General features: G+C 44.8%; 21 protein-coding genes and 1 pseudogene. 19 read left to right on the forward strand and 3 right to left on the reverse strand.

All coding sequences use genetic code 11. The annotated features are described in order from the left end of the window. Positions 1-114: 114 nt before the first annotated feature. From TCA2_RS11480 to thiD, 10 genes are all read left to right on the forward strand, one after another. Complete coding sequence (locus TCA2_RS11480; protein WP_047911757.1) at positions 115-780, forward strand: hypothetical protein; 666 nt, start codon at positions 115-117, stop codon at positions 778-780. A 19-nt stretch (positions 781-799) separates the two neighbouring features. Next, positions 800-1,231 carry a hypothetical protein gene (locus tag TCA2_RS11485; protein WP_047911758.1) on the forward strand — a complete coding sequence of 144 codons (432 nt, stop codon included), beginning with the start codon at positions 800-802 and terminating at the stop codon, positions 1,229-1,231. Positions 1,232-1,597: 366 nt separating this feature from the next. Further along, positions 1,598-2,182 carry a hypothetical protein gene (locus TCA2_RS11490; RefSeq protein WP_047911759.1) on the forward strand — a complete coding sequence of 195 codons (585 nt, stop codon included), beginning with the start codon at positions 1,598-1,600 and terminating at the stop codon, positions 2,180-2,182. Positions 2,183-2,307: 125 nt separating this feature from the next. After that, a complete protein-coding gene (locus tag TCA2_RS11495; RefSeq protein ID WP_202964133.1) occupies positions 2,308-3,420 on the forward strand; it encodes a Gfo/Idh/MocA family protein in 1,113 nt (370 codons plus the stop codon). Between the two features lie 72 nt (positions 3,421-3,492). Beyond that, positions 3,493-4,248, forward strand: a complete 756-nt coding sequence (locus TCA2_RS11500; protein WP_047911760.1) for a sugar phosphate isomerase/epimerase — start codon at positions 3,493-3,495, stop codon at positions 4,246-4,248. 18 nt (positions 4,249-4,266) lie between these two features. Further along, entirely contained in the window at positions 4,267-5,184 is a 918-nt protein-coding gene (locus TCA2_RS11505; RefSeq protein ID WP_047911761.1) for an AraC family transcriptional regulator, read from the forward strand. Between the two features lie 37 nt (positions 5,185-5,221). Then, entirely contained in the window at positions 5,222-6,277 is a 1,056-nt protein-coding gene (locus TCA2_RS11510; RefSeq protein ID WP_047911762.1) for an oxidoreductase, read from the forward strand. A 32-nt stretch (positions 6,278-6,309) separates the two neighbouring features. After that, positions 6,310-7,140 (forward strand): sugar phosphate isomerase/epimerase, encoded by an 831-nt coding sequence (locus tag TCA2_RS11515; RefSeq protein ID WP_081872437.1) that lies wholly within the window; start codon positions 6,310-6,312, stop codon positions 7,138-7,140. Further along, positions 7,130-8,509, forward strand: a complete 1,380-nt coding sequence (locus TCA2_RS11520; RefSeq protein ID WP_047911763.1) for an MATE family efflux transporter — start codon at positions 7,130-7,132, stop codon at positions 8,507-8,509. Before TCA2_RS11515 ends, TCA2_RS11520 begins: the two co-directional genes overlap by 11 nt. 180 nt (positions 8,510-8,689) lie before the next feature. Next, a complete protein-coding gene (thiD, locus tag TCA2_RS11525) occupies positions 8,690-9,505 on the forward strand; it encodes a bifunctional hydroxymethylpyrimidine kinase/phosphomethylpyrimidine kinase (protein WP_047911764.1) in 816 nt (271 codons plus the stop codon). Between the two features lie 116 nt (positions 9,506-9,621). Here the strand turns inward: thiD and glsA are convergent, their stop codons facing one another. Continuing rightward, complete coding sequence (gene glsA / locus TCA2_RS11530) at positions 9,622-10,566, reverse strand: glutaminase A (RefSeq protein WP_047911765.1); 945 nt, start codon at positions 10,564-10,566, stop codon at positions 9,622-9,624. Positions 10,567-10,827: 261 nt separating this feature from the next. Between glsA and TCA2_RS11535 the strand changes: the two genes are divergently transcribed. Both TCA2_RS11535 and TCA2_RS11540 read left to right on the forward strand, forming a co-directional pair. Further along, positions 10,828-11,292 carry a DinB family protein gene (locus tag TCA2_RS11535; RefSeq protein ID WP_047911766.1) on the forward strand — a complete coding sequence of 155 codons (465 nt, stop codon included), beginning with the start codon at positions 10,828-10,830 and terminating at the stop codon, positions 11,290-11,292. Positions 11,293-11,390: 98 nt separating this feature from the next. Then, positions 11,391-11,951 (forward strand): 5'-nucleotidase, encoded by a 561-nt coding sequence (locus tag TCA2_RS11540; RefSeq protein WP_047911767.1) that lies wholly within the window; start codon positions 11,391-11,393, stop codon positions 11,949-11,951. Positions 11,952-12,102: 151 nt separating this feature from the next. Here TCA2_RS11540 and TCA2_RS26635 read toward each other — a convergent pair whose 3' ends face one another. Beyond that, a complete protein-coding gene (locus tag TCA2_RS26635; protein ID WP_047911768.1) occupies positions 12,103-12,231 on the reverse strand; it encodes a DUF4023 family protein in 129 nt (42 codons plus the stop codon). A gap of 341 nt (positions 12,232-12,572) precedes the next feature. On the opposite strand from TCA2_RS26635, the gene metE reads away from it, so the two are divergent. From metE to TCA2_RS11575, 6 genes and pseudogenes are all read left to right on the forward strand, one after another. Then, positions 12,573-14,864 carry a 5-methyltetrahydropteroyltriglutamate--homocysteine S-methyltransferase gene (metE, locus tag TCA2_RS11550; protein ID WP_047911769.1) on the forward strand — a complete coding sequence of 764 codons (2,292 nt, stop codon included), beginning with the start codon at positions 12,573-12,575 and terminating at the stop codon, positions 14,862-14,864. A gap of 240 nt (positions 14,865-15,104) precedes the next feature. Further along, positions 15,105-17,502, forward strand: a pseudogene (locus TCA2_RS11555) (polyprenyl synthetase family protein). A 182-nt stretch (positions 17,503-17,684) separates the two neighbouring features. Next, positions 17,685-18,941 carry a DUF438 domain-containing protein gene (locus tag TCA2_RS11560; RefSeq protein ID WP_047911770.1) on the forward strand — a complete coding sequence of 419 codons (1,257 nt, stop codon included), beginning with the start codon at positions 17,685-17,687 and terminating at the stop codon, positions 18,939-18,941. 11 nt (positions 18,942-18,952) lie between these two features. Beyond that, a complete protein-coding gene (locus TCA2_RS11565; RefSeq protein WP_370510336.1) occupies positions 18,953-19,303 on the forward strand; it encodes a cupin domain-containing protein in 351 nt (116 codons plus the stop codon). Positions 19,304-19,501: 198 nt separating this feature from the next. After that, positions 19,502-20,974, forward strand: coding sequence for a YdiU family protein (locus TCA2_RS11570; protein ID WP_047911772.1), 1,473 nt, complete (start codon positions 19,502-19,504; stop codon positions 20,972-20,974). A 126-nt stretch (positions 20,975-21,100) separates the two neighbouring features. Beyond that, positions 21,101-21,820 (forward strand): hypothetical protein, encoded by a 720-nt coding sequence (locus TCA2_RS11575; RefSeq protein WP_047911773.1) that lies wholly within the window; start codon positions 21,101-21,103, stop codon positions 21,818-21,820. A 124-nt stretch (positions 21,821-21,944) separates the two neighbouring features. On the opposite strand, the gene TCA2_RS11580 is transcribed toward TCA2_RS11575, so the two are convergent. Then, positions 21,945-22,739: a sulfite exporter TauE/SafE family protein gene (locus TCA2_RS11580; protein WP_047911774.1), complete on the reverse strand. Its 795-nt coding sequence runs from the start codon at positions 22,737-22,739 to the stop codon at positions 21,945-21,947. A 152-nt stretch (positions 22,740-22,891) separates the two neighbouring features. On the opposite strand from TCA2_RS11580, the gene TCA2_RS11585 reads away from it, so the two are divergent. After that, entirely contained in the window at positions 22,892-23,134 is a 243-nt protein-coding gene (locus TCA2_RS11585; RefSeq protein WP_047911775.1) for a hypothetical protein, read from the forward strand. Positions 23,135-23,270 lie beyond the last annotated feature (136 nt).

The following is a 23,270-nucleotide window of genomic DNA, read 5'->3' on the forward strand; positions in this document are numbered from 1 at the left end:
CAAGTTGTCTCTTTTTTGCTATCCAAAATATTACTTTTAAAGAGTATTAATATATAGTATATTTTGCTAATATTAGTTATCTTATCGACAGAATGATGAATGATGGAGTTGAACATGAAGATATCCAAAGAGAACAAATTAATTCTAACCGCTTGTTTGGGACTTATTCTATTTATACCGCTGATCTCCATACCCATTAATGCTTATGAGGAGCATAAGACAGAGCAGGAAATCAATCGACTGGCTTATACCAAGGAGACGGTTCTGGAAATGAGAGCACTGGCCTGGGAGAAGACAACGCAGCACTGGATCCAGTATCCGCTGGAAGAATTGCAGCAAGTGGCTGAGCTTCTGAATGAAGAAGAATCGAATTCCGCTGAAATCAGGGACAGGATGAATAACGTCTATTTCCATTGGGAGCAAGCGTTATTCCTGTTTACCCTGATGGAGGACCATTTTGATAGAAACGGCCGGGTAACGATCACAACTATGGATTCGGTGACGAGAGAATACATGGAATTTCTGAAGAAAAAGTGGCTTCTGAAATTCGATATAGCCCTTCGTGATGGTGATCAGGAATTAATGGATCAATTGCGGACAGAAGTTGGCTTTCTTATATCGGATTACACGATGCTGACGGAGGCACTAGCCCCCTATCACATCAATACAGATGCCCCTGCGGATATCGTGACCACTTACAAGCGAGTTATCAAAGAGATAGCGAATCAACAGGATCGCAGCGAACATTTTTTCTATGAGGAATTACGCTGGGAAAATTAAAATAATTGAGGTAGTTATAATGACAAATCAAACTTCAAAGGCGAGGATCGGGGTCGTCGCAATATGCTCTGTACTGCTGATATGGGCAAGTATTGCTTCATTCAATCAGTATGGGCGCAGCGAGGATGAACTGAGCACATATAAGGCTGCAAAATCAGAGCTGTGGTCGGTGAATAAAAAGCTGTGGAAGGAATTGAAGAGCAACTGGATTGATGCTCCCGTGACCGAGCTGACAGCCATGCAGGTGCTGCTTAGTCAGGACAGTGTCAAGAGAGAAGACCTGGCGCTTCGGACGAGTCAAATCTCCGATCATATCTTACGTGCGGTCGAGCAGTTCGCATTAATAGAGCCCTATTTCAATGGCAGAGGTGGGGAAAAAGTGTCGACTAACGAATTTATTGTGATGAATCAGCTATACAGTCATTACATTGAAGAGGTGCTGCTTGTCTGAGTCGAATTCAGTCATCATCGAGAAGGGGAGTGAAGAGCATAAGCTGCTCTTGGATAACATAGAGCTGCTGCTCCAGGATTATCAAACTTATAACTATTACTTTACATAGGTGATCTTCACATCAATGAAAGTGGTCCATATCAAATCCACACCGGATTCACAATGGCAGTGAAATCAATTATGAATTCGAGACATAGAGAGGATCATCCTCTGTATAGTGCCATGCGTAATTCCCTTCCGTGGATATACATGGACGCCTTGCCAGCTCCTAAAATACGATAAATGCCATAAGCTGCCCAATCATGTACTAAGCAGCGTCATACACTGATCCTATAAACGATGTATACCTATAGGAGGCTTCTAAACATGACGATGAAGCGAAAGGCACCTAAAAAATCAGCACATATTCCGGTATCTCGGATTCAATACAGTGCAACAGTAATGCTGCCGTTCTATCGTGCGATTGCAGAACATCCGAAATATGCCTCAGCATGGAGCAAGGCAGTGATTGCTGCGGACCTCGATAAGATGGGGGTGCTGCTAGGACTGGCTTCGAGGAAGGCCATGGGACTGCCCCTCGGTTCCAACGGTATCGGATATTTTATTTCTTTTCCCACAAAACATTCCATATCCGAGCTGACCAACGGCACGACCATTATACCAGGTTCCGTTCAATTTTATTTTAATACAAGAGTGCATCGCATGATCGCAAGGGCTGTCACTCCATTGTACACTCAGCTCGCATACAACCGTCCATTCGCAGCAGCCTTATCAAGAGCCGCAGGCGTGGGAGATGTGAAAGCCGTTAACAAAATGGTTCGAGCTCTCGTTAAATCGAAAGCCTTGATCCGTGTTGAAGCCGGAATTGAAGATGGAGGCATTGCTCTAAATTTCAAGCCTAGCTGCAGTCCATACATTTATCGCAACCTGTTGTTCCTGGAATCTCTGTAATTCATCCTGAGATCACATCAAATAAATCCAGTTTATTTGCGTTACAGTCCATTGAGCTCCTGGCTGTAATGCGTAATAATAATTACACAAGAGAATCAATTTCATGTGAAAAGGATGATGTGATCGTGCGCAAAATCAAAGTTGGCGTTATAGGTACAGGTGTGATCAGTGCTATATATTTGAAGAATTTAACCGGCATGTTTGATAGCATAGTGGAGGTCAAAGCGGTGTCGGACTTGGTACCGGAGCTTGCCCAGAAAAGAGCCGAGGAATACGGTATTCCTCATGTATATACTGTGGAGGAGCTCCTCGCTGACCCCGAAATTGAAATCGTTCTCAATTTGACAGCACCCAGTGCGCATGCAGCACTTAATTTACAGGCATTGCATGCAGGCAAGCATGTGTACACCGAGAAGCCATTTGCACTAAACCGGGAGGATGCCGATCAAGTACTGAATCTGGCGAAGGAAAAAAACTTGCTCGTGGGCTGTGCGCCTGATACGTTCCTTGGTGCAGGTATCCAGACTTGTATCAAATTAATCAATGACGGCTGGATTGGAACCCCTTATTCTGCAAGCGCAACCATTATCATGGGGAACTCAACAAGCGGTACCCATCCCAATTTCCGCAACTTCTTGAAGCTGGGTGGAGATCCAATTATGGATATGGGGCCATACTATTTGACCGCTCTGATCGCACTGCTTGGCCCTGTGAACCGTGTAACCGGCTCTGCGCGACAATTACATAAGGAAGTTGTTATTCAGAATCCTAAATCTCCAGCCTTTGGCCAGTCGGTTCCCATCGAAGCCCCGACCAATGTATCAGCGGTGCTTGATTTTGACAGCGGAGCGGTGGCAAGCTTCACTGCGGCTAAGGAAGCCTTTGGCTATTCCCCTCGTATGGAGATCTATGGAACAGAAGGTATCCTGTACGTTCCAGATCCGAACTTCTTTGGCGGCACCATTTCCATTCAGTTTGCGAACGGGCAGACGAAGGAAATTCCACATTCCCATCCGTATGCAGAGGAAGGACGCGGTATGGGTGTTGCTGATATGGCCTACGCGATTCAGTCTGGACGGAAAAACCGCGCCAGCGGACAGCTCGCTCGCCATGTGCTCGATATCTCGCTGGGAATCTTCGAAGCTTCGGAGCAAGGACAGCATATTAAGCTGGAATCTACCGCAGAAAAACCGGCACCTATACCGATGGGTCTGAAGTATAACACTTTGGATATGTAGCCTTGATGGTAAGGATTAATGTTGACATAAATACATGAATACAAAAGAAGCTCAGAGAGGATGTATACAAGTATGAATACGTTTCCAATTGCAGTGCAGCCCTATACCGTTCGCGAACAACTCAGCCAAGATTATGTGGGAACTCTTACCAAGATTGCTGAAATTGGCTATCAAGGGATCGAATTAGGTCGTCCTCCTGAAGGAATGACGATTGCAGAACAGAAATCACTGCTGGATCATCTCGGTCTTAAGGTCATTGGAAGTCACGCTGGTTTTGATACATTTGATTTTGATCCGGATGCGATTGCTGATTATTTGGAAGAGGTTAATGGTGAGAAATTCGTAGGCTTGTCACTCCGCTTCTCTTCTAAGGAAGAAGTGCTTCTGAAGTCCGCCAAGCTGAATGAAGCTGGGGAGAAGTTCAAGCGAAGAGGAGTTCAGCTGTTGTATCATAATCATGATTGGGAATTTAACAAGTTTGACGGAGAACTCGCTCTCGATATTGTCTTGAGGGAAACGGATCCTGAGCTTGTGAAGCTTGAGCTGGATACCTACTGGGCGAAGCGTGGCGGCGTAGATCCAGTTCAATATTTAAGCAAACTGAAGAATCGCTGCCCGCTGCTGCACATTAAAGATATGGAAGCTGGGGAGGAGCAGTTTTTTGCCGAGATCGGAGAAGGCATTCTCGATTTCCATGCCATTGCAGATACTGCCAAGCAGGTTGGAACACAGTGGCTCGTTGTTGAACAGGATCAGAGCCGTAGAGATCCGATGGAAAGCCTTAAGATCAGCTTCCGGAATCTACAGAAGCTGGGGATTAAAGCGTAATAGAAAAGGATGAGCATTATGTCAAACCGGGAACAACACACACATCAGGTCCAATTGCCGCGTATCCATATTGTCGGCGATATCGTCAAGAAGCCCGGTACCGCTCTCGGTCCAAGACGGATAAATGACTATGAGCTGCTGTTCTTCCCGGACAGTACTCATAGCGTCTATCGGGTAGATGACCGCGCTTATGTGCTGAAGGAGCCGAGCTTTGTTCTGACCAGACCAGGCGAGCTGCATTCCTATGAATATGATCCGAATCAGCCGGCGAGGCACTTATTTATTCATTTTGGATTCGCTGATCCGTCTGAAATTGAACAGATTCTGCCACTTTTTGCTCCTGGAGGACCAAGCTGTGTGCCGCTGAGTGAAGAGCTGCACATTGGATTAATGAAGCAAATTATGCATATCGCATATGCCTATCCTGGCAAGCTTCAGACTCGCGGAAGCTCCTTGCTATGGTCTTTACTGATGGAGATTGATGGACACCTCTATGACGAGCCGATGATGAAGCTTGCCAATCGGGTACCGCGTCAGATCGTCAAGGCGCTGGATTATATAGATCAGCATTTGGATGAGCCGATTTCGATTGAACAGCTGTCACATCAGGTTGGGTGGTCACACGAACATTTTACTAGATCCTTCGTACAGTTTATTGGCCGCTCACCGAGAGAGACCATTATTCACAGACGCATTGATCGAGCCTGTCAGCTCCTTCTGTATGAAGCCGGCAGCATCAAAGAGGTTGCTTTTGCCGTAGGGTTTACGGATGAGAATTATTTCAGCCGCCTGTTTAAGTCGGTGAAAGGTCTCACAGCCAGTCAATACCGCAAGAAGTACTTCAATCCGGTCTATCGCGATCTGGTTCCTGTCAAAGTGTCCGAATCGCAGTATCCGATTAATCGAATTTTATATAACATTGGTTCACAGAGATAGAATATATACGAATATAAGCAAGTAGGTGAATGTAAATATGAATAAAAATGTCCGAGTTGGTATTATCGGGTATGGTTTTGCAGCCAAAACCTTTCATGCGCCAGTTATAACTTCCGTCGAAGGTCTTGAGCTTGCAGCGATTGTTCAGCGAAGCGGCAATTCCTGCTTGAACGATTACCCTTCGATCAGAGCTCTGCAGAAGGTCGATGAGCTCTATCGTGATCCTGACATTGATCTGGTTGTTATTACGACTCCGAGCACGAATCATTATTCATTTGCCAAGGATGCGCTTATGGCCGGCAAGCATGTTGTCGTGGAGAAGCCCTTCACAACGACGAGAGAAGAAGCGGATGAACTGATCTCCATTGCTAAGGAAAAAGGGCTTGTGCTTAGTGTATTCCATAATCGCAGATGGGATGGGGATTATCTGACGCTGCAAGAAGTGGTCCAGCGCAATTTGGTCGGTCCTATAACCGAAGCAGAGTTGATATGGGATCGCTACAGCCCCATCGCACAACCTGGAAGATGGAGGGATGCAGGAGGAGAAGGCTCCGGGACATTCTATGATCTCGGAGTCCATCTGATTGATCAGGCCTTAACCTTGTTTGGATTGCCAAACAGTATTCAAGCCGACTTGAAGGTACAGCGAGAAGGGGCACAGGCATCCGACTATTTTGATGTTACGCTTCACTATGACAGCGGACTGTCCGTAAGATTGAAGTCAACCTTGCTCTCGGTGGATCCAGCACCGAGATATCGCTTGTATGGCAAGAACGGATCTTATATCAAATTCGGTGAAGATCCACAAGAGGATGCACTCAAAGCTGGCGGAGTACCAGGGACATCGCATTGGGGAGAAGAACCGGCCGAGAGGTGGGGAACTTTAAACACGACGTTAGATGGGCTTCATTTCACTGGACGCATCAAGACCATTCCCGGCAGCTATGATTCGTATTATCGGAACGTGTATGAAGCCATCACGGGAGTGAGTGAACTAGCGGTTAAGGCGGAGCAGGCAAGAATGGCTATTCGTGTCATCGAGCTTGGCATGCAAAGTCATGCTGAGCAGAGAAGGGTACCGTTTACTCCATAACCTTAACCATAACTACATACGGAAAGAAGGAAATGATGTTGCAGCCTTTTAAATTATGCTTGAATACATCCACACTCTTGCCGTATCGGCTCGGTGTAAGGGAACAGATCCGGATCGCAGCTGAAGCCGGATATCAAGGAATTGAGCTGTGGGTTAAAGATATTGATACCTATCTTGAAGCAGGTGGACAATTATCCGAACTGCGAAGTGATATGGAGGCGCACAGTCTTGAATTCGCAAACGCCATTGCATTCTGGAGCTGGGCGGACACAAATCCAGCTGAGCGAAAACGAGGATTTGAGCTTGCTGAGAGAGAGCTGCATACCCTTGCAGAGCTTGGCTGTACTGCTGCGGCAGCACCGCCTTATGGCAACGTGGGTGATGTAGAACTCGATGAATTTGCCTCTTCATTTGCAAAACTGGCAGAGCTGGCGAGGGGAATCGGAGTCGAGCCTTATCTGGAATTCTGGGGTAAGGCTAAGCGGCTTCATTGTGTTAATGATGCACAGTATGTTTTACAAGCGAGCGGTGTTGCCGGAGCTAAAGTTTTATTGGACCCATTCCATATGTATACGGGAGGCAGTAATTTAGAGGATCTTGCAGGGTGGACGGGTGATCAGATTGGCATTGTTCATGTCAATGATTATCCTGGAATCCCTTCGAAGGAGCATATCCAGGATGCGGATCGTGTATTCCCAGGTGACGGAATTGCTCCTTCTCGAGAACTGGCTGCTCTGTTAAGCAAATCCGGATATAAGGGCTACTTGTCTCTAGAGCTGTTTAAGGCAGATTATGGAGCATTAACCCCTCTTGAGACAACTAAGCTGGGGATTGAAAAAATAAAGAGAGCATATGAAGTCTAACAACAATAACGTCCTGCCGGCTGCCAGGCTCACTCTATTTGCGATCACCTGGCCCATATTTATCGAGTCAGCCCTGCAGATGCTGCTCCGTACATCGGATACCTTCATGCTGAGCAGAGTTTCTGATGATGCAGTAGCAGCCGTTGGCGTGGCGAATCAGATTATCATGTTTGCTGTGCTCATGTTTAATTTTGTAGCACTCGGCTCTGCAGTTGTGATTTCGCAATATTTGGGTGCCGGCAAAAAGTCAGAGATCGGCAGACTCGCAGGATCTTCGCTTGCGCTCAATTTTCTATTTGGCATCGTCGTCAGCATCGCTGTAATTGTGTTTAGTGGTCCGTTACTCCGCTTGTTTAATCTGGATCCGGTCTTGTTTGAGCAGGCACAGAGTTACTTAATGATTGCTGGAGGAGGTCTGGTTATACAGGCTCTTCTGAGTGCAGCAACAGCGATGATCCAGTCCCATGGCTTAACCCGACAAACGATGGTCGTATCGATCTTCATGAATATTCTAAATATATGCGGTAATTACCTAGTCATCTTTGGACCTTTTGGCTTTCCTAAGCTGGGCATTGTCGGAGTGGCAATTAGCACAATTATTGCGCAATGTGCCGGCCTTATCATTAATCTAATTCTGCTTCGGAGAACGGCGGAAGTTCGTATACAATGGACGGATTTGCTGCATTGGCGCAGAGATCATATTGAGAAGGTGCTGCGTGTTGGAGTTCCCTCTTCTGCGGTATCCTTGTCATATTCCACCAATCAGTTTGTGACAACAGCGTTTATTTCAATGCTGGGTGCAAGTGCGCTGACAACGAAGATTTACACTCAAAACATTATGTTTTTTGTGATGATTCTGGCCGTTTCATTGGGCAGAGGGGGTCAGATCATTGTGGGTCAGCTCGTTGGAGCTGGGAAACACGAAGCCACTTACAGCACCGTACTGCGTAATTTGATTCGAAGTCAATTCATCACCTTAGGTGCCGTATCTATCCTTGTCTTATTTCGGGAACCGCTGATCCGGCTGTTCACAACAGATCCAGATATAATTGCCATGGGAGCCTCCCTGTTGCTGCTCAGTTTTCTGCTGGAGCCTGGCCGTAATTTCAATGTTATATTAGAGCGTGCCCTGCAAGCCACAGGAGATGCCAAGGCAGCCATGCTGGTATCTATTCTGGTCACCTGGTGCTTCAGTGTCCCGCTCACCTATATATTAGGAATCCACTTAGGTTACGGACTGTATGGAGTTTGGGCGGCATTTATCGCAGATGAATGGCTGAGAGGCATTCTGCTGTTCATTCGCTGGAAGAGCAAGGCTTGGCAGCAAAAAGCACTGGTTCAAGCGGAACGTAATAGTGAAGCACTGTAAATTTACATTTTTAATGGTAAAGGGTGAAATAATATATACGGTATTTCATTTGGAAGGAAGAGGAAAGATTTACTCCTCTTCTTTTTTTAATTGAAGCGATGACTCTCTAAAATCGTTTGACAAGCTACCAAATTCGAAGTAGGATGATTCCAACTGTACATTGTAAAGGAGAACATCATCATGACAATTCCAAAAACATTAACAATAGCGGGTTCAGATACAAGCGGAGGAGCTGGCATTCAAGCCGATCTCAAAACTTTCCAGGAGCTTGGCGTATACGGTATGACGGTTCTCACGACTGTTGTGGCAATGAAGCCTGATACGTGGGATCATCTCGTCTATCCTGTAGATCTTGGCATTGTTGAGGCGCAGCTTCGCACGGTGCTCGACGGGATTGGATTCGACGCAATGAAGACAGGCATGCTGGGCTCAGTCGAGATTATTGAGCTTGTTGCTTCCGAACTGAAGCGTACCCATCACAAAGGAATCGTAATCGATCCCGTAATGGTGTGCAAAGGTACGGACGAAGTGCTTCAACCGGAAAATACCGAAGCGATGCTGAAATATCTTATCCCGGGAGCTGACCTGGTTACTCCCAACTTATTTGAAGCTTCCCAGCTGGCGAAGACGGGGCCGATTCGTTCTCGTGAGCAGATGCAGCAGGCAGCTGCTATTATTCATGAGCATGGAGCGAAGAATGTCCTGATCAAAGACCGGGGTGTCATTGAACCTGGACGAGCAGTTGATCTGTTATACGATGGCAAGAGCTTTGATTGGCAGGAAGCCGCTGTCGTACAAACTAACTATACACATGGTGCGGGATGTACAACTTCTGCAGCGGTTACGGCCGGTATTGCGAAGGGCTTGTCTGTAAAAGATGCGGTTCGTGAAGGGAAGTCCTTCATCACCAAAGCGATTGCAGGCGGTTTCCCGCTGAACCGTTTTGTAGGACCTACACTGCACGCAGCTCACAGACTTCAAGAATCGGCTAAATAACATTCAATCGATAGAAGAAGAAGCTTCACATCAGACATCACTGTCTGAAGTGGAGCTTCTCTTTTTATACACCAACCTATCATTCAGAACGATGAAGCCTTATTACGTTGTTTAGCTTAAAACATACTCCAGTTCATCTGCTTGGATACCATCTCAAGCAAATGGACACCCGCCTGGCTGTTCCCTTTATCGTTCAGTGAAGGACCGATGACGCCGATTCCGTATCGACCGGGAACAAGTGACAGGATCCCACCGGATACACCGCTTTTGGCAGGTAAGCCGACATCTATCGCGAATTCGCCAGACGCATTGTACATGCCGCATGTTGTCATGAATGTCTTCGCTATCTGTACATATCTCTTGGGCAGCAGTCGGGTCCCCGTCAGTGGATCCTCGCCATCTAAGGCCAGAATTAATCCCATTCTTGCCAAGTCCGCACACTGAACGAGAATGGAGCAGTGTCTGAAATAGATGTCCAGCACCTCGTCCACATCTCCGATCAGCACTTGATTCCCCTTAAGGAAGTAGGCAATTGACCGATTCAGATCGCCGCTCTCCAGCTCTGAATTGAAAACATCGATATCATAAGCAAGATTGTCTTTTCCAGTTAGGCTATGGAATAAATTCAGAATTCGCTGCGATTTCTCCTCCATGTTTTTGCCATGAATCAGAGAAGTAACTGTAATCGCACCTGCATTAATAAACGGATTGAAGGGAATCCCTGGGCGTACAAGCTCGAGCTTCAGCATGGAATTAAAATTATCACCTGTAGGTTCCATACCAACTCGCTTAAACACTTCATCTTCGCCATTATCCATGAGTGCGAGAATGAGTGTAAATACTTTTGAGATGCTCTGCATCGTAAACACCTGGGAACAATCTCCAGCGGATACGAATTGGCCGTCAGGTGCAAGGATGGTGATGCCAAGTGCATCGTGTGGAGCTTTGGAGAGCTCGGGAATATATGAGGCAACCTTTCCGCTTGAAGCGTGGGGGATGCTGGTCTCTACCCAGCTCGGCAATGACTGCTTCAGGGTATCAAGTTCTTTTGTATTGGACATTCAATTTCTCTCCTTTACACGGCGATCCATAACTTTTTCTGTCAACGGATTGTAATATGAAGTGCGACACTTTCTATTACAATCCGTCTATCTAAAGTAATATCTAAATTTCTTAATAGTTCAGTTTACCTTATTTGGAGTTCAGGGGGAATAAAACATTAGACGGGAGATTGAATATTTACTGAATGTAATATTACCTTGAATAGAGAATTTACCAATATAATGTATATTATTGGTACAAATAGAAAAGGAGGAGATGCAATGAACAGCAGACATGAGGTATTATTTGAACAGTTGAATACATATCGGATGGAGCTGCTACATCTTGTGCAGGACCTTACCGAAGAAGAAGCAGAGATGATTCCGACGGGCTTCAATAACAATATGAGATGGAATCTGGGTCATATCATTCTTGATCAGTATTTATGGATACGTGTACTTACTAAGGAAGAGCTGTTGGTATCAAATGCATTTAATCAGTGGTTCGGTTATGGAACAAGCCCGGCCCAGTTCACTGCAGATACCCCATCCTTGCCTGAGCTGGTCGCTCTATTGAAGGAACAACCTGGTGTGATCAGGGAGACATACAAGGATCGAATGGAAGAAGAGTTTGCTCCTACAGAGATGGGAATGCACACCATTGAGCAAGTGCTCATCCGAACTATTTTTCATGAAGGACTACATCTGGGTGCGATTATAGCATTAAAGAGACAGATCAGAAAATAAATAATACATGTCGGTTGTTTGACAAATGCTTTCGTGTAATGTATCAATAAAATGAAAATAAGAAATGATTAAGATTTCAGCCCATAGCAGGAGGATCTATGACGAAGCCCGTAATAGCAGTAGACATGGACGATACGATATGTCATTTCATCAGAAGAGCAATATTTCATAACAACAATGATTTTCCGACACATCCATTACGTTATGAAGACATGATCGACTGGAACACGGATCACCTGCGACATCCAGACAGTACTCATGATGTATTCTTTAACCGGCCGCGAATTTACGAAGAGCTGGAGTTATTTGATGAGCATGTGGTAGCCGAGATGGAGAAGATTCATGAAGCATATGATCTGATTATCGTGACGGCGGGGGACCCTTCATCGGCAGCGGAGAAGTGGAAATGGCTGCAGAAGCATATGCCGTTTATTTCCTTACAGCAGTTGTTTGTGTGTAAAAGGAAATCTCTGATCGAATATGATCTTCTCATCGATGATGGTATGCATAATCTATTGCCCGCCATAGAGCGAGGGAAGAAGGTTCTCTGTATCCCTCATCCATGGAATCTAAAGGCACTGGAGCAGTACAAAGTACCTGTGATGGAATCATGGGAAGGTGCCAAAAAAAGAATTGATTCGATCTTCAATATGGAGTAATCATGAAACCATTACGATTGAATGATAGTCTTGAAAAAGCCTGACGCGTCAGGCTTTTTTCTATAGGTCACATCTCTGTCGAAACCAAAGGCTTGACCAAAAGACATATTCCTGAAAATCTAACCACAAAAATATAGATAAATCAATGTCGTTACTTATTGGTACTGTGCTGCTTGGACGGGAGCTTATCGCCAGGCGTGCCTTTGCCATTATTTTTGTTATGGCGTTGTTTCTCGGCATTTTCGTTTAATTTCTTCACATAGTCATGCGTGCTATCCATGATTTATTGCCTCCTCTTTGTTTTGTTCAGATCCTCATCCGTTTACCTTGCTTAATATATCCACGCCAAGCCCAATATATTTCAAGATTCGACACAGTGATATCCATTTTTCTGTCGTTTGAACTTATGAATATTCGACAACTTTAAATCAACTTATTTGACGAATGAATGTATTCACTCGTGTGGAGTCATACGTAATCATGTTTTCGACATTTTATCCTTCTCTCTGCTGTTAGCTATAGCCACAGGCTATAACCAGGTATAGTTTATTACAGTTACACTATAACCTTTGATCCGTGATATCTTTTGTTTAACAATTTTTCAGATAGGAGTGTTAAGAGATGGTAAAGAGCAGCATATTAGGTTATCCACGAATTGGGGCACAGAGAGAATGGAAAAAAGCACTAGAGGCTTATTGGGCAGGCAAGCTTGAAGAAGCCGCGTTTCATGAACAATTGCGAGAGATTCGCTTAAGTCATTTAATCAAACAAAAAGAACAAGGAATCGACCTGATTCCTGTCGGTGACTTCAGCTATTACGATCAAGTGCTGGATACGGCTGCAATGTTCGGTATCGTTCCACAGCGCTTTACATATGATGGCGGCACGGTTCCCCTCTCTGTGTATTACGGGATTGCTCGCGGAACGAAAGAGGCAACTGCAAGTGAAATGACAAAATGGTTCAATACGAATTATCACTATATCGTTCCGGAATTGGACGGAGCAGCTCCAGCACTTACAGAAAATAAACCTCTCATTGCTTACAAAGAAGCGAAGGAAGCTCTCGGCATTGAAGGCAAACCGGTCATTATTGGACCGCTTACCTTCCTGAAGCTGTCCAAAGGATACAAGGAAGGAGAGCTGGATCAATGGATCGAGCAGCTGCTCCCGCTATATAGTCAAATCCTTCAGGAATTGTCGAATGAGGGTGTGGAATGGGTGCAGGTTGATGAACCTATCCTAGTAACGAAGCTGGATTCACAGGATATTCAGCGGCTGCAGAAGATCTACAGCACTTTTGCAGCTGCAGCGCCTAAGCTGAGAATTATGCTTCAAACCTATTTTGAATCCGTTGAGAACTATGGGGATATCATTCAGCTGCCGGTTCAAGGGATTGGACTTGATCTTGTTCATGGATATTCAGGCAATGTAAAGTCGCTTGAGAAATACGGATTCCCTCAGGACAAAGTACTTGGAGCTGGCATTATCGACGGCCGCGGGATTTGGAAAGCCGCTTTGCGTGACAAGCTCGCACAGCTGCAAGAAATCAGCAAATGGGTATCTGAGGATCGTCTCATTATCCAATCTTCCTGCAGCCTGCTTCATGTACCAGTATCACTAGCAAGTGAAATAGCTCTCGCTCCCGAACTGAAAGGCGCATTAGCCTTCGCTGATGAGAAGCTGATTGAGCTGGTTCTTCTAACCAAGGGGATCAATCAAGGGAGCGAGGCAATCCAAGCAGAGCTTGACGATTGTGATGTGGCTCTCAGTGCGCTGGAACAGTCACCAGATCGCAAGCGTAACGATATTCGTGAGCAGGTCGCTGCCATTAGCTCCGTCAATCCAGAGAGAAGTCAGCCATTCTCGAAACGTCACCTGCTTCAACAGGATAAATGGAATTTACCGCTGCTTCCGACAACGACGATTGGCAGCTTCCCGCAATCGGCTGATGTACGAAAAGCGCGCAGACTCTGGCGTAAGGGCGAGTGGAGCGACAGCAAATATGAAGGCTTCATCGAGGAGCAGATCGATACATGGATCCATCTGCAAGAAGAGATTGGACTGGACGTGCTTGTTCACGGTGAGTTTGAACGGACAGACATGGTTGAATTTTTCGGTGAGAAGCTGGGTGGATTCGCCTTCACTCAGAACGGCTGGGTACAGTCCTACGGCTCTCGCTGCGTGAAGCCGCCTGTCATCTTCGGAGACATTCGATTTGAAGAACCGATGACGGTAAAAGAAACCAAGTATGCCCAATCCAAAACATCACGTCCTGTTAAAGGGATGCTGACGGGTCCGATTACCATCATGAACTGGTCCTTTGTGAGAGATGACATTTCAAGAGAACAGATCGCCTATCAGCTTGCTTACGCACTTAGACAAGAGGTTGAAGCGCTTGAACTAGCGGGCATTGGAATGATTCAAGTCGATGAGCCTGCAGTACGTGAAGGACTTCCTCTAAAAGAAGAAGAGCAGGCAGAATACTTGGCTTGGTCAGTGAAGGCATTCCGTTTGACTACAAGTACGGTGAAGGACTCCACCCAAATTCATACCCATATGTGCTACTGCGAATTCCATGATATGATTGATTCGATTGAAGATATGGACGCAGATGTCATTTCGATCGAGACATCACGCAGTCACGGTGAGCTTATTCATAGCTTCGAGGATAATACTTACAAGCTGGGCATTGGACTTGGTGTCTACGATATTCACAGCCCGCGTGTTCCGAAGGTAGAAGAAATGACCTCTATGATTGACCGTGCTCTGCGCGTGCTGGACCCTAAATTATTCTGGATCAATCCCGATTGTGGTTTGAAAACAAGAGGAACCGAAGAAACGGTACAATCACTGAAGCATATGGTGGAAGCAACCAAAGCAGCTCGTGAAAAATACGAGGTTTCCATTAAGTAAAAGAATAAAGGTTATATTTCGTACGCAGCATTAAGAACCTGGCATCCAGCCAGGTTCTTTTTTGTATTATTGCTTGAAGGATGATAATTTATAATAGTAAGTATATATTCTGAAGTTACTTACCTCGGAGAAAAACATTCATTTGTAACCCATCAGCTCGTAATACGTATAGGAACAAAGAGAAATGATGATATCTATAATTATTTATATACAATACAGAAACTGAGGTTAGACAACGAAATGATTAAGCAATATACAGATCAAGCAGAGACATGGTACCTGCAGTCCGAACAGAAGGCGGCAGCGTATTTTGAACTTCTACAGCAGCAAGTATCCGATAAGAGTTATGTATCTGCGCTGACGGATGATTTCAAAGTGTGGAAGAAGAAGCATATTCATCGACGTTCGATATGGTCGTTTTTTTTCGCAGAGCAATCAGAAGATGGATGCCAGCAATTATCATAAATACCTATCTTACTTGAATATAACGGGTAAATTAGACGATTATTTAAATCGCAGTGTATCTTATTTTTACTTAAGAGATATGGGCAAATATCTGGATTCTCCGGATACCGAGCATAAGGTGCAGCAGATGGTGACCACGATTAAACGTCATTTGATTGAACCGAAGAATAGTCAGGAGAAGGGAAATTCACAACCGGATTTCGTGAGCTTGGCATCTTTTTATCGGTGGGCTCAGAAGGAAGGGGTTGAGCCGGCAGCTATTTGGGTGATGAATAAGCTCAGCAGCGTCTCCTCCCACATCCCTGAGCAGATGAATGCAGAGCAAGCTCAGCGCAAGCTGATTAAGATTATATTTGGCGTTGTGATGCACGTTCTGGATGATATGGAGGGCGATACACTGCCTGCAGAACGGGCAAGGAGAATTGATGAAGCATTAAGACTCGGATATTCCTATGGCCTGACTTATCCTTACATTGACGATCTGCTCGATTCCGAGACGTTAAGCATACAGGAGAAGGAGAGGTACGCTCATTTTATTCGAACGGCACTGCTTACAGGAAAAGTCCCTGCACTACATATACAAGAATGGTCAGGAGCTAATGCAAAACTCATTGAATTTATTCATTCTGAGCTTAAGGAAGCATTTGATTATATTAAAAATTATCAACGGCCTGAGTCGATAAATACTTTTTTTGAGCAATCCTATGTGTTCTTTGAGTCTCAGGACATTGACCGTGTAAAAAGCCTTGAGTACACAAGCTACACCAATGAAGAGCTGTACCTACCTGTCATTCTCAAATCTTCCTCGTCCCGGCTCATTGTTCGTTCCGTCATCAGTGCTCCTGAGGATGAAGGATTTGATTATCGAACCTTTTACTATGGGATCTACAATCAGCTGGCGGATGATTTCGCGGATATGTTCGAAGACTTAGAGGATGGAGCGGTTACGCCATATACGTACTATCTAACACACCGGGATCATAGAACAGATTTGGTTAACCCTTTTGAGTTATACTGGGCGGTGATCTCGAACCTGATTCACAATGTATACAAGTCTGATCCGAAGACGAGAGAAGTGATATTAGATCGGGCCATTAATGGTTTGAAGCGCTGCAAGAAGCGTGTCGGTCAACAAAAATACAATGAAATCATGCAGATTTTTTCTTCCGGGCATCCGGAGTTTAACCAGCTCATTCAGTACATGGTGGACAAAGCAGAAGACGTTGACTTCTTCGACAAATTGCTGCGAGATGAGATGCTGAGCGTGATGAAGCATGATCAATCCGAGAAAGAAAAGTTTCTAGAGACGCTAAACTCAGCTCAGAACGAAATTAATCGTGTGCTTGAGATCACGAAGCCTGAACACATCTCTCCGATGAAGGAGCCGCTCATCGATGCTGCCAACTACAGTCTTGAAGGAGGAGGCAAGCGTCTGCGCCCGCTGCTAGCCTGGGTTATGGGTGTTAATGAATATGGTCTGGAGTATCCTTCCCTTGTCCCGCTCCTTCGATCGCTGGAGTATATGCATACGGCTTCCTTGATCTTCGACGATCTTCCATCACAGGATAATGCGGCTACCCGCAGAGGGCGGGCTACACTGCATGAGGTGCACAGCAGCGCTACAGCAGAGTTAACCGGTCTGTTCCTAATTCAAAAAGCCACAGAGGAGCAAACCTCCCTGCATCAATTCGATCCAGCTTCGGTGCTCTCCCTGATTCAGTACTCCTCCCAAAAGGCAGGGGAAATCTGTATGGGGCAAGCGATGGACTTGAATTCCAAGGGGAAGCCGCTGACACTTGCGGAGCTTGATATGATCTGTTTCTACAAAACAGGGATTGGATTTGAAGCCTCCTTGGTGATGCCGGCAATTCTTGCTAAGGCGAATGAAGCTGAAGTGAATCTGCTCAAAAAATACGCTTACCATGCAGGTATTGCCTTTCAGATTAAGGATGATCTGCTTGACGTCGAAGGGGATGTAGAGGCACTAGGAAAGCCGATCCAACAGGATGTTGAGAATAATAACTCCACCTTTGTCACTGTGCTAGGTAAGGAAGGTGCCAGCAAGATGATGTGGGACCATTATTGCAACGCTATTGAAGCTCTTAATGAGATGCCGAAGAAGACAGATTTTCTGAAGCATTTGCTCGACTACATTATTAATCGGAACAATTAAATTAGAAATACAAGAACGAAGCTGTATAGAACTTAACAGCAGGGTCGGCGAATAAACGCCGGCTCTTTTTTTATTATTCAAAATGATGCCTCATTCCTTGTGATTGTAATCACAAGGAATCATCTTGGCTAATGATAATTTGAGATTAGATTCATTAGGAAACTTGTATAGGAGTGAGAGATATGAGTGAATTGATTAACAATCGTGAGATCAAAGAAGCTGTCGGCCATTCTAAGCGGATAAGTATGCTGAGAGAAATCATTTTGGATCTGCATCATGGGAAGAGTGCCGAGGAGGTAAAGGCAAGATTTAATTCGGCTGTTGGAGAAATTTCAGTTAGTGAAATATCAGAGCTTGAGCGGGTGCTCATGGAGGAGGAAGGCATTCCGGTCAGCGAAGTACAACGTTTATGCAGTGTACATGCCGCCGTATTTAAAGGTTCAATCCAAGATATTCACAGACCTAGCTCTCCAGAGGAGCAGCCAGGGCATCCCGTGCATACCTTCAAAATGGAAAATCGAGAAATCGATCAGCTGGTTAATTTTAATATTGCGCTGCATCTGGATCATTTTCTCAAAGATCAGTATGAAAGCAATCGTCTCAAATTGCTAGAGGATCTTAGTCTCCTGTATGATGTCGACAAGCATTACAGCCGGAAAGAGAATTTGCTCTTTCCTTTTTTAGAGAAATATGCGATATACGGACCCACTAAGGTGATGTGGGCTGTTGATGATGGCATTCGAATTGGGATTAAAGAACTCAAAGCCAAATTAACAGATTTCGATGGCAATACGGAGATGTTCTTAGGTCTCGCCGAACGAGTCATGAAAGAAGTTACCGAGATGATCTATAAGGAAGAACATATATTACTGCCGATGGCCTTAGACAAATTAACAGAGGATGAATGGCTTCAGATCGCAGCACAAAGTGATGAAATCGGTTATTGCCTGATTGTACCAGATCGTAAGTGGATTCCTGAAAGGGCGACTGAACCCGGAGCAGCAAGCATGGAAGGCGAGCATGAGACGTTACAAGAAGGTTATGTTCGAATGAGTACAGGTGTGTTATCCGTAAAACAGATGGAAGCACTGATGAATCATCTGCCTGTGGATCTGACTTTTATTGATGAGAATGATATCGTCCGATATTTCTCACACGGTAAAGAACGGATTTTTGCGCGCACCAAAGCAGTGATCGGCCGAACGGTTCAAAATTGCCATCCCCCGCAAAGTGTGCATGTAGTGAACCAACTATTGGATGATTTCAAAGCAGGGAATAAGGATGTTGAAGATTTCTGGATACCGGTCAAAGACAAATTTGTATATATTCGATATTTCGCAGTAAGGGATGAAGAAGGTACCTATCTGGGAACGCTCGAATTCACGCAAAATATTAAACCAATTCAAGAGCTTACAGGATCAAAGCGGATCTTATCTTAATTATGAGGAGTGTGGCGAAGTTGATTAGAACAAACCTGAAGCAATATCAAGAATATCAGGAGCATAAATTTACAAAACGGATCATTAACAAGGAGAAAGAAAATGTTATCTTCTTACTGAACTTCAGTCCTGGTGCAGAGCTGCCAGCTCATCGGCATCCGAATGCGAACGTCTACATTTTGGTGCTGAATGGAGAAGGTGTCATCACAAGTGATGGAGCTGACGTGTTGGTAAAATCGGGTGATGTGATCCACATCGATGGAGAAGAGATGCTGTCATTTCAAAACGGTGCAGAGTCCTACTCTAGCTTGTATGTCGTCCTTACCAAAATCCCGGATGAACAATATGGTTTCAATATCTAACGGGTTTCTTTCTGAATTTAAAATGTAAAATAACACTTTTGGATCTAAAGGACTTTCTGCATGTTTTTTGGTAAACTTAGGAGTAAGCATTTGAGCTTTGATACAGTTCAATGCGAGATGCACTTGCGGATAAGTTTGACTTTGCCGTAAACAATACAGAAGTGGTGTTTTCATTTTGATGAGAATATAGGTGACAAGATGACAAATATGAATGCAAGCAAGGATGCAGGCTGGAACTTTGATCAGAGCTATTCCCGACTGCCGAATCTGCTATATAAACCTACAGAACCTTCTAAAGTTAAAGCTCCAAGCATTGTTATATTAAACAAACCGCTGGCGAAGTCACTGGGGTTAAATCCAGATTTGTTAAACAGTGAGGAAGGCGCAGCCATTCTCGCAGGCAATATCCTCCCCGAGGGAGCTTTACCCATCGCTCAGGCGTATGCTGGACATCAATTCGGGCACTTCAACATGCTTGGGGACGGCCGAGCCATTCTGTTAGGAGAACAATTGACACCAGACGGTGAGCGTTTAGACATTCAGCTAAAAGGAGCGGGAAGAACGCCCTTCTCCAGAGGCGGTGATGGCAGAGCGGCGCTCGGACCGATGCTGCGAGAATACATTATTAGTGAAGCTATGCACGGGCTTGGAATAGCCACAACACGCAGTCTTGGCGTTGTCGCAACCGGTGAACCTGTGTATCGTGAGAGCGTGCTGCCTGGCGCAGTACTCACCCGTGTTGCAGATAGTCATCTTCGTGTCGGAACCTTCCAATTTGTGAGAAATTGGGGGAGTATAGAGGATCTGCGAGCACTGGCTGATTATACTTTAATTAGGCATTATGCTGATGTAGAGCAGGATGAAGGACGATATTTGAATCTCCTGAAGAAAGTGGTGGAACAACAAGCATCACTCATCGCCAAATGGCAGTTGGTCGGCTTTATTCACGGGGTTATGAATACGGACAATATGGCCCTGAGCGGAATTACGATCGATTACGGTCCGTGTGCCTTTATGGATACATATGACACGGCAACCGTATTCAGCTCCATCGATCGAGAGGGCCGCTATGCATATGGCAATCAGCCTCAGATCGGAGCTTGGAACTTGGCACGTTTTGCTGAAACGCTGCTCCCCCTCCTGCACGAGGATGAAGCTGCAGCCGTGAAGATGGCCGAAGAGACATTATCGGAATATTTCAGCTTATTTCATCAGAACTGGTTGTCGGGTCTACGATCTAAGCTCGGTATATTTAATGAAGAACCAGAAGATGAGGCTTTAATAGCTGAACTGCTGGAAATGATGCAAGAGCATCAGGCGGATTATACGAATACCTTCCGTGCATTGACTTTGAATCAACTGGCTGGTCAAGTCATGTTTGATACGCAAGAGTATAAGGAATGGCATTCCAAATGGCAGAAGCGTCTAGAGCGGCAAGAAGAGAGCAAGAATGAGACTCAAGCATTAATGAAGAGAAATAATCCTGCCGTAATCCCTCGGAACCATAGAGTAGAGGAAGCGCTGGAAGCCGCCGTAGAGGATGAAGATCTGTCCGTGATGGAGCAGTTATTGGAGGTTCTAGCTGATCCGTATGCCTATTCCAAGGAACAAGAGGAATATGCCATACTGCCTCCGAAGGATTGTGCTTATCAAACCTTTTGCGGGACTTAAATTTAGAATTATTTCACGAATGGATTCAAAATGCCGATATATATAGAATCAATGAGGAGCATGCATTTCACCTAATTGGTAAATGTGTGCTTTTTTATGTCCTGATCGCGAGAGGATGGGTAAACAATGTTAATAGACAAGATCAGTGAGTTTGTTCTATTGGAGAGTATGGTGATGATTCGGACGCGGGATCATACATTCGGAGGACGTATTACATATATTGATGGAGATGTGTTTGAAATTGCACTAAATGAGAACAAGAGGATCTCTCTCGGGGAATCCATAGGCATCACCATTTATGCAGAAGGATTGATTACCTTTGATACCTATCCTATCGGCCTTTATCGAAAACATATATTATGTATTCTTCCTCCGCCGGTTCAGAAAAGATTCTTCCAGCGTCGCAAAGAAGTACTGCTGCCGGTACATCAGCTAACTTGTATTATTGAAAGAGAACTTAAGTCAGCAGATGCTGGATCGCTGAGCAATGAAACTGACTCTATAGGTGAAGTGAAAAATTTGAGCATGAGCGAGATCTTGTTTGCCGCAGGATCCGTTCTTGGACTTCAAAGAAATGATCGGGTTACCCTTCATCTTGGAGAGGATCTGCAGCTTCAAGCCGTTGTTCAGCATATCAAGCATAGCGGAGAGCAGCCACTCTATCTAGCTGAACTGCAAGAAGTTACGAAATCTGCGAAACAGACACTCAAGTCCTTAATGATCGGTCAATTAGCGATACATAGAAATGCACAAATTGAATCGGAGCTTGAGATGGTAGATCATGATAACAAGTCAGACGAGATCAACTCTTACATATTTAACAATTATAGAGCAATTAAGAAATGATGCTTGTGAGATCGAATACAGCAGGTACTAAAATGAGTGATTTTCCTTCAAAACATGATGTTTTAAATATATAGGTTGGAGCATTCCAACCTATATTTTTGTGTTTAACTTAGCTACCCAGTAGTTAGCTCTTGAACATTAACCGTATCGCTACGAAGATCAGTGCAATGGACAGGAAGCGCAGAATGACTCCTCCTGGCAGCTTCGATGCAATTCTTGCTCCAAGCTGACTGCCGATGAGAGAACCTGCGGCCAGCCACAATAGTTTCATGAAATCGATATGTCCTAAGGCTAGGTGCGCAATACTTCCTGACGTTGCAGAGATCAGGATCGATAAGCTGGAAGTGGCGGCAGCGATATGTGCTGGGAACGAGAGCAGCATGACCATCGTCGGTACCATGACAGAGCCTCCCCCGATGCCGAAGAAGCTGGATATGAATCCGACAACCAGTGCAATGGAGACGCCTGCCTTTAGATTGAATGAATAGGTATGTGTTGTTCCACTCGCATCACTGAATGCTCGAGTAACCGTAGGCTTCAGTAATGAATTTTGTGATTTTTGCGGCTTTTTCAGTAGAAATAGCGCCATGCATAGTAGAAAAACACCCAGTGCCACGAAAAATCCCCGATTACTCACAATATTGGCCGTAAAGGCACCGAGAACAGAACCAGGGATCATGGCGACCGCGAATAATGTGCCACTCTTCATATCAATTCTTCTCTGCTTCACATAAGCAATTGTGCTGGATAGTGATCCGAACACTAATACAGCTAGCGATGTACCGACAATCTCCGAGACAGGCATATCATAAGCGAAGGCAAGAAAAGGAACAATGATAAACCCTCCGCCCAGTCCAACGACCGCTCCGCATAATGAAGACAATACTCCGACAAGGAGCAGTACGACAATCTCAATCATATGTAAACCTTCTTCCGTGTGAATTAGCCAACCCTTATTGTACATGAATTACAAACCTTGCTCCATAATCCAGTCACATATGTATATAGGCAGAAATACTTTCGACTAAGAAAAATAAAAGAAATTACATAAGTGAAATGAGATGAATATATTTGAAAGAAATTACCGAAATTGAAGCTCAAGCATATGGAGTCTATACGAAATTTGATCAGATGGACAATGGCGAGAGCAAATTCCGTTTAAACTGTTCTATGGACGGAAGCTCATATTGCAGGACGGTAATCCATACCGTTAAATACGGTCAGAGTTTATTTGAGCAGGATTGGTATGCTTCACCGGAGCTGGATGAGCTCACAAGAAGGATCAATCCCGAAGTGCGGTTCAAACTCCTCTAAGAAAGAATTGACTATAACCGCGATCATCGCGGTTTATTTTTATCCGTTATTTTTCTACCTTCTTACCGATGTTATTCTCCTTATCAGGTGTAAGCGCTTCTATTAGAATGAGACTTAACATATTTAAGGGGGTTAG

This window comes from Paenibacillus sp. TCA20 (assembly GCF_000732325.1).
Taxonomy (GTDB): Bacteria; Bacillota; Bacilli; order Paenibacillales; family Paenibacillaceae; genus Paenibacillus; species Paenibacillus urinalis.